Genomic DNA, 13,083 nt, shown 5'->3' with positions numbered 1-13,083 from the left:
TGTATGTTACGCTGTTTCGACTTTCCTGCCTGTGCAGGCAGCATATATCTTATCTATCAACCTGTCACATAACAATGTATACGCCGCTCCTACTACATTTACACCTATTCTAAGTAAAACAGCATATTTAAGTCCGAACAATTCCGCCGCTATTGAAAGTGCGCCAAATGTATTAAACACTGTCTGCCACGAATAACCAGCTGAATATCCGACACCTATTCCACCTATCATACCGATATAAGGATACATCGACTTTGGAAGCACAATATACATAATTGAAAAAATCAGACATCCAACAATGTTAAATGCACCTCTCTTGCCTGCCCGTCCTTCTATATCCTTTGAAAATGGCAGGCACACTGACATGCACGCTATACCTATCCACATTGCTCTTGGCATATTAAGCAGATTCATCACAAGCATTGCACTTGATACTATAAATGTAAGCTTGATATACCATCTGTTTCTTGCCGAATTAATATTGAATTCATAGAATAAATCCTGGAATGTTCTTCGATATGGTCTGTTCTTCTGGTTCTTATAAAAGATAATCATACAAATTACCATACCACAAAGAAGTCCGATAACCCTTAACACATAGTCCTGTCCTGTAACGTCATACCCCTGTAATAACAGATAACCAAGCACAAATGTCGAATGATTATACATAATTACATTATGACAGCCCATTATCATAAGAAGCATTATACATACTATATTAATAAGAAATGCTGCAAATGGTGGCACCATATTACTAAGCCTTGGTCCTGCTATCAATATAGCATATATTCCCATAATTGACAAAAGTCCATGTGATGTCTTTATTCCAAAGTCCGCCTGTCTTAACACAAGCACTGCAAGAAGTACTGTAACACCTACCACACTGTTAGCACTGCCTAGAAGCTTACTGAATATTGTAACAACTGCTACACAGAATACCATAACAAGGTAAACCTTGAAATTATATATTAATATATGTTTTCTTTTCTCTTTAGCATCTTTTGTGTTCTTAATAAGCTGTTTAGAGCCTGCAGAACTTAACTGTAATTCCTGATAAAATGTCATAAAACCACTCTGATCCTTTCATCCCCATATATTTATTGAGTTACATTTCATATGATTTGTACTCAATAATCATCTTCTTTTTATAATTTTAATGATGATGAAATAAGATGATAGGGTGGAGTAATATAACACTATTCGTTGTTATTGTCAATTATAAACTTATAACCCTGTCTGCCATCTGTATTGTTGATGTCCTGTGTGCAATCATTATAATTGTCATTCTCCCCTTTAAGTTCTGTAATGTTTCGTTTACTGCACGCTCCGACTCATTATCAAGTGCGGAGGTTGCCTCATCCATAAGCATTATCGGAGCATTTTTAAGGATTGCCCTTGCTATGGCTATACGCTGTCTTTGACCACCTGATACAGACATCCCCTTTTCACCAACAACTGTGTCATAACCATCTGTAAATTCTATTATAAACTGGTGAGCATTAGCCATCTTTGCAGCTTTAATAATCTCAGCTTCCGTGGCATCAAGCCTTCCCATTCTTATATTATCCATTATACTCATATTAAAAAGTATTGCATCCTGTGGAACAAGTGCAAAAAAGCTTCTGCCAGCCGCCAGACTTATATCATCAAGATTATTGCCGCACACTTCAATCATTCCACTGTCCGGCTTATAAAATCCCATAAGAAGCTTAGAAAGTGTTGTCTTTCCAGAACCTGAAGCACCTGTAACTGCCACGAACTCGCCTGACTTTATTCTTTCATTATAATTATCAAGAACTACAATCGGTGCATTATTTTCATCTTTTATATATGAAAATGTTAAATCACTTATCTTAACTGAATAATCAGCATTATTTAAAATTGTATTATGACCGCAAAAGTTGTTTATTTCATTAATTACAACATCCTCATTTATATCTTTATGATTTAGAATGTCCGATTTATTCAATTTTTTACTTTTATCCTCTGTTTCCTCATCAAGAAAATCAAATATATTCTGTGCATATGTCAGATACGCAATAAGCTCCGGAATATACTTTCCCATTTGCAGGAATTGTCTTGAAAAACGTCCATACATTGTATATATCGCCGCAATAGCACCAAGTGTTGTATAGCCCTTCTGCACGAATAATATTCCAAGTGCCAGAAATACAAGATTACATATAAGGTCAAAGCCTGTATTAGCACATTCAAGCAAAGATGAAAACATATTTCTTTTATCAGACTTTACAGCATACACATCTGCCTCTTCATTATATCTGTCAACTGTTTTTCCTCCTGCCGGAAACATCCTTACCTGTATAATTCCCTGAATAAGATCTGTTATATGCTTTGTCATTATGCTGTTTGACTCAGACATTTTCTTACTTAAGCTTTTAAGCGGTCCAGTCAGAACCATCGTAACTCCTATCAGCACTGTATTCACAGCCACAAGACAAAGTGTAAGCTGCCAGCTGAGTGCAAACATAGGCACTAAGAATACAACTACCATTATAAATGGCATAACTACTCTTCTGAATCTTGAGCCAAATATATCTCCCATTCGTCCAAGGTCAAATGATACTTTTGATAACATTTCCCCGCTATGGTGATTTTCATAATATTCACAAGGCAGCTTCATTTCGTGACTTAACACCTGTTCGTACAGCTTTCCATATATTCGCTTTGCTTCCACGTTATATCTTATGCAGGCAAATCTATATCCTAACAACACTATCACACCTGTTATGACTATTATTACGACAGAACTTATAAGCCTGTCCCACTCACCTTTCTGTGCTATGTCAACAACTATCTTCATAAGAAATGCTTCCATAACTGAAAACATTGCAAATGTTATACTCATCCCTAATATTGAACCATAATACATAAAACGTCTTTTTCCCATAGTTCTCATAGTCCGTAAGAATAACTGCCATATTCCGGAATTCTTCTTATTATTATCCTTCTGCATACATTCCTGCATATACTCCTCCCATATCAAGCAACTGTTTATGAGTTCCAGTTTCAACTATCCTTCCATGCTGAAGTACAATTATTCCGTCAGCATCTTTTATTGTAGACAATCTGTGTGCGATCGTTATGCTAGTTTTCCCTTTGCACAACCTGTCAAGAGCATCCTGTATAAGCTGCTCTGTTCCCTCATCAATAGCAGATGTAGGCTCATCTAACAACAGAATTGGCGTATTTTTTAATATTGCCCTTGCTATAGCAATACGCTGCCTCTGACCACCTGAAAGCTGGCTTCCACCCTCACTTATCACAGTTTCATATCCGTCAGCAAGTCCTTCTATGAAGTCGTGAATTCTTGCATCCTTACATGCATTAACAACTTCATCGTGAGTTGCATTAATATTTCCATACCTGATATTTTCCTCAATAGTTCCTGGAAATAAAAATGTATTCTGTGAAACAAGCGCCATATTCTCTCTTGCGCTTTCAATATTCCATTCATTAATATCCATCCCGTACAGCTTATATGTTCCGGCACTGGCATGATATAAGCCGCATAACAGTCTAAAAATAGTAGTCTTTCCACCACCTGAGCTTCCGACTATTGCTATATTTTCGCCATTTTTAATCTTAAAGCTGACATCATTAAGAACATTTTCGCCCTCTTTATATGCAAACTTTATATTGTCAAATTCTATAACGTAATCTACGTCTAAGTTGCTCTTATCAGATACGCTATTAGCTATATTCGTTGCCTTGTAAGTCTTGTCCCCAAAATGCTCATCTTTAGCCGAAAGTATTCCTTCAAGCCTTCCTATACACACCATACAGCCTGTTGCATCAACTATGGCAAACGGAATTCCTATAATCGACTCAACAAACTTTTCCAGAATAACGACAAAACCAACAAGCTCTCCAACTGTAAGCTGTCCATTTCTTACAAGCCATATGCTTAAAAATGCACATAATATAGAAGGAATCCATTGTATGAGTCTTCTTATAACTATCGCCGTATTGCTTATACCTGTTCTTATCTGCTCTGTTTCCACAAGCTCCTCTGACGCCCTATGCATTCTGTTTTCAAAATACTTCTGTAATCCAAAGGCTTTTATTATCTGATACCCCATTATAGCTTCATGATCAATCCCAAGCATTGCATCAACCTTTAAACGATATACCTTTGACACATCACGCATTTTCTTCACAAGAATATTTGACAGCCATATTACAAGTGGATAACTCACAACAACTGCAACAAAAAGCACTACATTTATCCTTCGCACATAATTGGCATATATAAGTGCTGCCGTAATATTTGTTATAATTGTTGCAAAATGCTCTGTCAGAAAGTTTTCGGCTTCTGCTATATCAGAATTCACCTTATTAATTATTGTTGCTGTACCTGCATTATCATAATATGAATAATCTATCCGGTATAACTTGCAGCTTATCTGTTTTCTGTATGAATTAATAACCCTTACCGCATATTTAAGCGAAAGCCTGCTTCCTGCAAAGGAAAGTACAAAGCCTGATAATGTCAGATATATAAACTTCTCAATAATACTGCCAATATCAACAGCTTCACCTGACAGCATATAATCTATGTTGACACTTATTATCTTATTGGCACTCACAATTATCTCATTCACAACAGCATTAAGAAGCAGTGCCATAATTATCAGATACGAATACCTGAGCATATTTTTTATAAAATTATTTGTTTTAAGATTAAACTTCTGATTCATATGTTATCCACCTCTTATTATGATTTAACTATAACTTATTCTTGCACAAAATTTTATTATTTTCATTAAATATTATTGCTTTTATGACGTATAATTTATAAAATTATGCTATGTAAATTATAACTTGGTTAAACCACTCAAGAATGGAGATTACTATGCCTCTTCCACTTAAACCCGGAGAAAATATTTATATAGACCACAAAATAAAAGAAGCAAGCTACGCAATGCCAGCAATGCAGGCAGCACATGACCACTACACCATCGGTTATATGGTATCAGGTGATCGAAGATGGATTGCAACTGATAACATACGTGTATGCCACGCTGGCGATTTTGGGATTGCTAAGCCTGAGGTTTATCACAGGAACTGTCCTATATCGGATGTTACTTATGACAGATATGTAATAAAAGTTCGTACAGAAGTATTTGAACCTATTATTCAAATAATCGGACATACTCAATTAGATATTCTTTGTCGCAATTATCTACATTTTACCAAAGCTTCACAGGATGAAATACAAAAAATGTGTGATGAAATGTTATACGAATACGAACGGAATTCTGACCACTCACAACTGCTTCTTCAGGGAATGTTTTATAAACTATTCTTCTATGTATATGAGCATCACATTTCTAGTGACTCAGATAACAATACTTTATATCTGAAAAGATTCGATGACAGAATTCAGAAGGCTATGATATATGCTGAAAATAATCTTGAATATGGTGCCAGCCTGCAGAATGTGGCAGACTTTGCCTGTCTTTCTCCATCACATTTTTCAAGACTTTTCAAAGCTGTAACTGGTTCATCATATACTGAATATATAACAGCAGTCCGATTACAACACGCAAAGATTCTTTTAGAAATCGGGGAAATATCTATAAGTGAGGTTGCAAACAAAGTCGGCATATCTAATGCAAGCTACCTTAGTGCACTGCTTAAGAAGCATTATGGTATCACACCGACACAGATAAAAAGAAATTCTAATTCTGGGAATTTAACGTAATAATTTGACATAAAAATAGAAATAGAGTAATATAATATTATAAAAGATGCTACCGATAGACGGCTTAGTCTTTTCAATAATGATTAAAAAATAACCGCTTAGTTGACCAGACTGGGGCGGTTATTTTTTTGATTTATACACAGAAATGCATATAGAAACTATCGCACAAATAACTAAAGTATAGTTAAATAAATCTGAATATGTAACCATGTCTATCACCTCCCTTCTGAAGAGGTTCAAGACTAAACCGCCTACCGTTATGGCAGCACCCGAATTCTATATTAACACCAAATATCAAATTTTACAAATTATAAAATGACTGTAAGAACTATGAACTATGCTCATATTAGACCTTTTAACCTTGGTATCATTAAATAAATTTAAAATAGCTGATATCTTATAAATGTAACTATCCACATCGTCCAATCTGTAACCTGACTTTGTAAACTGTCACATCTTATATAAGATACCAGCTATTTTTAATTAAATTTCAACTATAATATTCATTTATAACACTTCTATAATTATAGTAATTTTCTTTAAATTAAATTATTTCTTCTATATTATAATGTATTAATCAGAAGTTAAAATCTATCACTTTCCAATACATCTACATTATAACACATCAACCTGCTTAAGCAGCCTTCTCTGAGTTCTTCTCACTCTTTGCATAGCTCTTAGCTGAGTTAACTACAATGATAAGACCAAGTACGATAAGAAGAATTGCTATTATAAGCTGAAGTCCATTTGCTATGAACACCTTACCCCATGTAGTAGTACCTGCTGGGATTGTAACTGATGCTGCGTTCTGGATAGCCTTAACCATAGCGATAAGTCTCTGTACAAGTGCTGTAAATGTTACACAAAGCATAATGATAAGAGGTGGGAAGAGCATCTTGTTGCTGCGTCCTGTAACCTTTAAGAATACGCAGAGTGTTATAAGAACAAGTGCACTTAATAACTGGTTAGCTGAACCAAATAATGGCCAGATGTTAGCATATCCAATCTTTGTAAGTACGAAACCACAAAGAAGTGTTACGATTGTTGAGAAATATGTATTGCAAAGTAACTTTCTCCAGCCTTCTGCATGTTCCATATCATCTACGCTGAAAAGCTCCTGGAAGCTCATACGTCCGATACGTGCAACTGCATCAAGTGATGTAAGGGCAAGTGCTGATACACACATTGTCATAAATACTGTTGCGAAATGTACTGGAACACCAAACATTTCAAAGAAACCAGCTACACCACGGCTGAATATCTGGAATGGAGTACCTGTTGCTGCTGTACCATCAGCGGCTGCGGCTGCACCTGCTACACAAAGAGCAAGAACTGCAAGTAAGCTTTCAAGTACCATAGCACCATAACCAACCTTAAGCATATCCTTCTCATTCTCTACTGTCTTAGAAGATGTACCAGATGAAACAAGGCTGTGGAAACCTGAAACAGCACCACAGGCAACTGTTACAAAAAGGATAGGGAACATTGTTCCAAGCTTTGCATTGTTAAATCCTGTGTATACAGGAAGGTTCATAGATGGATGGGCAACTACAAGACCAAGTGCTGCTCCAACTATCATAGCGATAAACATAAATGTTGTCATATAATCTCTTGGCTGCTTCATAAGCCACATTGGCATAACTGCTGCAAAGAAGATATATACGAATGTGATATAGCTCCATGCATTCTTACCTAAGATAATTGGACAGAAGTTACCAATTACAAATGAAGCAACAATAAATGCAATACCAACTACTGCTTCTTTCCAGCCTGAAAGATTAAACTTCTTCTGGATAAGACCAAATACTACTGCGAATACCATAAACATAATTGATACTGTACCAGCAGAACCATTAGTTGAAGCTGCTGGTGCTAACTGTGATGCTCCATCAACTACTGTATATGCATTAAATGTACCTGCAACCATATCAGCAAATGCTGCAATAACGATAAGTGTAAATAACCAGCAGAAAAGTAAGAAAATCTTACGTCCAAACTTACCGATATATTTCTCAATGATCATACCCATTGACTTACCTTCGTTCTTAACTGAGGCATATAAAGCACCGAAGTCTGTTACAGCACCAAAGAATACACCACCGATAAGAATCCAGAGTAATACTGGTAACCATCCAAATGCTGCTGCCTGAATAGCACCTGTTACAGGACCTGCACCAGCGATTGATGAGAACTGATGACTAAATACAGTCCATCCTTTGGTTGGAACATAATCTTTTCCATCATTGTACTTTACGGCAGGTGTTTCTGCCTTAGGGTCTATACCCCACTTGTTTGCTAACCAACGGCCATATACCATATAGGCACCAAATAATATAACAGCCGCGATTAAAACGATTACTAAAGTGTTCATAATGTCACTCTCCTATATATAATATTAGCTGAGCAAATAAATATTCCCAGCCTATTTCACTAGCCAAATACAATGAACGCAGAAAAACGGAAATTAAAAATAACTAATTCCATAATGCAAAAAACCTTCGCCTCTGCACATATCTTAACGATATCGTACAAAGACGAAGGTAAATTACATTACTTCCGCGTTACCACTTTGCTTGCCGGATAAATCCGACCTCTCTACTGCCACACATATGGCATGCCCTGTTAACGATGGGTACCGGTTCTGACTACTAAATTAATATCTTTCACCAGAACTGCTTGCAGGTGAGGGCTTATCTATTCCTTGCTGCCGTTTCTCATCAACCAACGGCTCTCTGTAGGCGGTGATATAAATAAATCATTTCCTGTTCTTCGCATTTGACTATTGAATTAAGTAATAAGATAATCTCTTCATTTTAATTTGTCAATAAAAAATTTAATTATTTTTTTGTATTTTTAATGTATTTTTAATTTGACTACATTTCTACTATATCTTTACTGTAACATTTATTATGTTCTGAATGTCTTTAAAGCATCTATTGTCTGCTGTATAAGGTCATCAACACTCAAGCCGGGCATATCTGCTCTATTTTAAATAACCTCTCTTGAACAGCCAGCAGCAAAACCTTTGCTCTTGTGATAGTTGTGAATAAAAGGAATATTTGATTTTTTTATAATCACTCTGATGTATATTATATATCATTTTGGTATGGTATATATTTATTTTATATATTAATAAATTACAAACTTTATAATTATATACATATATAAGTATATGAAAATTTAAGATTTTTTTAATATTTACAGCTGGTTTTATTGACACAATTCTTTTATAACATTATAATTATTAGATAAAGATGCGTGGAGATATATAATTTTTCACAAATTAATCTAATTTAAGGAGCGTGATTCCAATGAAAAATATTAAGGTTCGAACAAAGCTTACTATAATTCTGGCTTTAGTAATTGTCCTTGTAACTTCTGAAAGTTTTATTTCTATTAAGAATATGAACCAGTTAAAAGACAAGGCACTTGAAACTATGGACACATCATCAAGACAAAATTATGATGATTCAATTAAAGAGCAGGTTGGTGTTGTCATCTCCCTGTTATCGGAAATCAATAATGAGTATAAGTCTGGTAAATATACTCTTGATGAAGCTAAGAAAATAGCCGCTGATGAAATCCGTCAGATGCGTTATGGCGAAGCTGGATATTTCTGGGTTGACCAGTCCGATGGCAAGAATATTGTTCTGCTTGGAAGTTCAACTGAGGGTACTAATCGTATGAATACTAAAGATGCTGATGGCTACCAGATGGTCAAGGAAATAATACGTGTTGCAGTCCAGGATGGTGGTGGTTATACAGATTATGTATTTCCTAAGGAGGGAGAAACAGAACCTTCACCAAAGCGTTCTTACAGCGAATACTTCAAACCTTTTGACTGGGTTGTTGGTACTGGCAACTATACTGATTACATAGACACTGCTATTGCACAGCAGGATGAGGAATTCACCAGCTATGCTTCAAGCAAAGCTATTTCGCTTATTTTATGCAGCGTATGTATGCTTATTGTTGTTGCTATACTCGTTGCTCTCATCGCAATTGATATTACTAAATCATTAAGAAAAATAAAAGAACAATTCGAAGTAATTGCCGGTGGTAATTTTGCCACAAAAATGCAACAGCCTATGCTTAAGCGTAAGGATGATTTCGGACAGCTAGCCAATGCACTTGAAACTATGCGCGAATCTGTACGAAGCCTGTTAGCTCAGGTAAAAAACGAGGCTGCCAATATTGATAAGGTTGTAGAAACTATCGACACTAATGTATACAATCTTAATGCAGAAATTGAAGACGTATCTGCAACAACAGAAGAGCTTGCTGCAAGTTCAGAGGAAACTGCCGCCTCTGCTGAACAGATTAACGGAATGACACAGCAGATTGAAGAAGCTGCAAGGGAAATTGCCATAAGAGCACAGGATGGTGCAACTGAATCCCAGGACATCCATAAACGTGCTGTAAAGACTAAGGATGATACTGTAGAAAACCGTCAGAAAGTTAAACAGATGATGGCTGACATCAGAGTAAATCTTGAGCAGGCTCTTGAAGATGCCAAAGTAGTTGACCAGATTGGTGTGCTTGCCGACTCTATCCTGAATATTACTGCACAGACCAATCTGCTTGCCCTTAACGCTTCTATTGAAGCTGCAAGAGCTGGTGAGGCTGGTAAAGGCTTTGCGGTTGTTGCAGAGGAAATACGTGTATTAGCTGAACAGTCTAAAGATGCTGTAGCCAACATTCAGGCTGTTACAGAAAATGTAAACAAAGCTGTAGGCAACCTGACAAGCGATTCTAACCGCCTGCTTGATTTCGTTGATACTGATATTGTTGAATGTCTTAACGGATTTGAAAAGATGGCTGATGACTATAATATGGATGCTTCCAACATTAACGATCTTGTATCTGATTTCAGTGCAACATCAGAAGAGCTTGTTGCATCTATAAGCAATATCACTCAGGCGATAGATGGAATCACTTCCGCTTCTAATGACAGTGCAACTGGAACAACCAACATAGCCCAGAAGACAATCGTAATCGTAAAAGGCTCAGAAGCTGTTATGAATGGAGCTAAAACCGCAGAAGCCTCTGCTGCTGAACTTCGTAAGAATGTTAATAACTTTGTTATTGATTAATTTTATATATAGCAGGAATTATGGGTGTGGAAATGTTTGTTTCCACACCTATTTCATTCCTCTGCTTTATTCTTTTATATTTATCCTTAATATACAGATATACCCGGCTCCACAACAATATGAAGCCGGGTATGATTAATTATCTTTAGTTTCTACTTATTACTAATCTTATTATCCTCATCAATGACTTTAGATACTATCTGCCATTTGTCTGATTATAACAATAAGATAAATAACCTCTTTACTTTATACATTCTTCTTTCTTGTTACAGCAGCAATACCTGCTAATGCAATTGCCATCACACACAGAACAGCATACAATGCTATAGGTGTGCTGTCTCCTGTTGCTATGCCGCCTGTTGCTGTATTATCAGCATTATCTGTTGTTACAGCATAATCTGCTATTACAACTGCATATTCAGATGCGTGACTAAAGTTAAGAGATATGTTACCATCTGCATCTATTGCACCTGCATTCTGGAATATCATTCTGCCTGTGCTGTCATAATAATAGAGATTGCCATATTTGCCAGCATATTCACTTCCTATATTGTATGTAAGACTTGCCTTGAATCCAAAATCTCCACTATATGCAAGTGAAATCTGCTTAACTGGGTTATTGCCAGCAAGCTCCGATATAACATCATCTGGTATTGCATCAGAGTCTGTATCTACCGCAAGGTTAATATCCTTAAGATTATCAGCCTGAATATTATTTCCGTTGATAGTCCATTTATAACCATTCATATCAAGAACAATATCAACATCCTTACCCTTGGCTGCTTCTAACACATCCTTTGGTGCAACTGTTGCATCTGACATATCAACTGTATAAGTATCTCCAGCCTTGGCAGTAGTAATTGCTGCTACAGCTTCCTGTATCTTATCAGATGATAACTTAGTTCCTTCATTGTTGCCTTTGTTTCCATCAGTTGTTGTCTGATTATTGTTACCACCGGTACTACCATTGTTATCATCAGTAGGTGGAACAGAATCGTCTACTTCCGCATCTGCCTCGAAATAATAACTTCCAGTATCTGTATTAATGATATATCCATTCTTTATATGACAACAACATCTACCATAAGCTGATTTCAATACATCTAATGTTACTATTCAACAGTTGCTTGCATAGTTGCAATATGGCTGATTTGCAAATTTCAATACATCTAATGTTACTATTCAACTCAGCAGGTAAGTGCAAGTGGTACTGTCGATGAATTTCAATACATCTAATGTTACTATTCAACCTTCGCTTGTTGCTATCTCCCATACTGCTGCCATAAGATTTCAATACATCTAATGTTACTATTCAACGGATATGGGGGTAAGCGTACAGCCAGAGTTCTTTATATTTCAATACATCTAATGTTACTATTCAACCAGATTACCGCCGTCCTTAAACAAGGACGTAGAGGATTTCAATACATCTAATGTTACTATTCAACTATTACAGCAGCATTTAGAGCATATGATACTCCAGCATTTCAATACATCTAATGTTACTATTCAACTTAATGTGTATAACCCTAAAACTCGCGTAAATACATTTCAATACATCTAATGTTACTATTCAACGTGCCTTGCACCTTTCTCCCCTACTTCCATAACGATTTCAATACATCTAATGTTACTATTCAACTGCACATACACAGAAACACAGGTTAAATTAAGAGAATTTCAATACATCTAATGTTACTATTCAACAAGATTGGTATTACAATACTTACACACAAGATTTGTAATTTCAATACATCTAATGTTACTATTCAACTTTGATATAGATAACGCCAGCATTTTGCACCAATCAGATTTCAATACATCTAATGTTACTATTCAACTATAGCTTCTAATTCTGCTATCGTTGGAGATACTTTTATTTCAATACATCTAATGTTACTATTCAACAGGTGTAAAAAATGAGTTATGTGAGTACGTTAGAATAATTTCAATACATCTAATGTTACTATTCAACGGGTACAATGACGTTGGTAAAACAAATTTGTACGAATTTCAATACATCTAATGTTACTATTCAACAAACATTAATCAGCTTAAAATTACCGCTTAAAAATATTTCAATACATCTAATGTTACTATTCAACTTGATGTTATACGATTAAAAGTAAGCGAGTCGATAATTTCAATACATCTAATGTTACTATTCAACTCTGTCCTGTCTTAATCAGATAGATAATTAAAGCAAATTTCAATACATCTAATGTTACTATTCAACAAGCTTATATTCAAATATAATGCCGTCAT

General features: G+C 35.7%; 7 protein-coding genes, 1 CRISPR repeat array and 1 other annotated feature (1 of these 9 cut by a window edge). Of the genes, 2 read left to right on the top strand and 5 right to left on the bottom strand.

What is annotated here, in order from left to right; all coding sequences use genetic code 11:
- Positions 1-6: 6 nt before the first annotated feature.
- From WMO42_RS05255 to WMO42_RS05245, 3 genes are all read right to left on the bottom strand, one after another.
- Complete coding sequence (locus tag WMO42_RS05255) at positions 7-1,065, bottom strand: FUSC family protein (RefSeq protein ID WP_055173951.1); 1,059 nt, start codon at positions 1,063-1,065, stop codon at positions 7-9.
- Positions 1,066-1,216: 151 nt separating this feature from the next.
- Complete coding sequence (locus WMO42_RS05250; protein ID WP_349191746.1) at positions 1,217-2,986, bottom strand: ABC transporter ATP-binding protein; 1,770 nt, start codon at positions 2,984-2,986, stop codon at positions 1,217-1,219.
- Positions 2,961-4,718 carry an ABC transporter ATP-binding protein gene (locus WMO42_RS05245; RefSeq protein ID WP_349191745.1) on the bottom strand — a complete coding sequence of 586 codons (1,758 nt, stop codon included), beginning with the start codon at positions 4,716-4,718 and terminating at the stop codon, positions 2,961-2,963. The genes WMO42_RS05250 and WMO42_RS05245 overlap by 26 nt, the downstream gene beginning before the upstream one ends.
- Positions 4,719-4,873: 155 nt before the next feature.
- Here WMO42_RS05245 and WMO42_RS05240 point away from each other — a divergent pair, with 155 nt between their 5' ends.
- Positions 4,874-5,725: an AraC family transcriptional regulator gene (locus WMO42_RS05240; RefSeq protein ID WP_349191744.1), complete on the top strand. Its 852-nt coding sequence runs from the start codon at positions 4,874-4,876 to the stop codon at positions 5,723-5,725.
- Between the two features lie 634 nt (positions 5,726-6,359).
- On the opposite strand, the gene WMO42_RS05235 is transcribed toward WMO42_RS05240, so the two are convergent.
- Positions 6,360-8,096, bottom strand: a complete 1,737-nt coding sequence (locus WMO42_RS05235) for a carbon starvation protein A (RefSeq protein ID WP_055173946.1) — start codon at positions 8,094-8,096, stop codon at positions 6,360-6,362.
- A 156-nt stretch (positions 8,097-8,252) separates the two neighbouring features.
- Positions 8,253-8,504: a binding site (T-box leader), on the bottom strand.
- A gap of 532 nt (positions 8,505-9,036) precedes the next feature.
- On the opposite strand from WMO42_RS05235, the gene WMO42_RS05230 reads away from it, so the two are divergent.
- Positions 9,037-10,818 (top strand): methyl-accepting chemotaxis protein, encoded by a 1,782-nt coding sequence (locus WMO42_RS05230; RefSeq protein WP_022501612.1) that lies wholly within the window; start codon positions 9,037-9,039, stop codon positions 10,816-10,818.
- A gap of 246 nt (positions 10,819-11,064) precedes the next feature.
- Here the strand turns inward: WMO42_RS05230 and WMO42_RS05225 are convergent, their stop codons facing one another.
- Positions 11,065-11,640, bottom strand: coding sequence for a hypothetical protein (locus WMO42_RS05225; protein WP_349191743.1), 576 nt, complete (start codon positions 11,638-11,640; stop codon positions 11,065-11,067).
- A 269-nt stretch (positions 11,641-11,909) separates the two neighbouring features.
- Positions 11,910-13,083: direct repeats of the CRISPR family, unit length 30 nt; unit sequence ATTTCAATACATCTAATGTTACTATTCAAC; it runs 1,728 nt beyond the window's last position.

The organism is Lachnospira sp. CLA-JM-H23, from assembly GCF_040096425.1.
In the GTDB taxonomy this organism is placed as follows: domain Bacteria; phylum Bacillota; class Clostridia; order Lachnospirales; family Lachnospiraceae; genus Lachnospira; species Lachnospira rogosae.
This window is presented reverse-complemented; position numbering and strand designations above follow the sequence as displayed.

Bases quoted from the DNA above. Each gene is read 5' to 3' on its own strand.
- WMO42_RS05225 (WP_349191743.1), bottom strand. From the start codon at position 11,640: ATGTCAGATGCAACAGTTGCACCAAAGGATGTGTTAGAAGCAGCCAAG.
- WMO42_RS05235 (WP_055173946.1), bottom strand. From the start codon at position 8,096: ATGAACACTTTAGTAATCGTTTTAATCGCGGCTGTTATATTATTTGGT.
- WMO42_RS05250 (WP_349191746.1), bottom strand. From the start codon at position 2,986: ATGCAGGAATGTATGCAGAAGGATAATAATAAGAAGAATTCCGGAATA.
- WMO42_RS05245 (WP_349191745.1), bottom strand. From the start codon at position 4,718: ATGAATCAGAAGTTTAATCTTAAAACAAATAATTTTATAAAAAATATG.
- WMO42_RS05240 (WP_349191744.1), top strand. From the start codon at position 4,874: ATGCCTCTTCCACTTAAACCCGGAGAAAATATTTATATAGACCACAAA.
- WMO42_RS05255 (WP_055173951.1), bottom strand. From the start codon at position 1,065: ATGACATTTTATCAGGAATTACAGTTAAGTTCTGCAGGCTCTAAACAG.
- WMO42_RS05230 (WP_022501612.1), top strand. From the start codon at position 9,037: ATGAAAAATATTAAGGTTCGAACAAAGCTTACTATAATTCTGGCTTTA.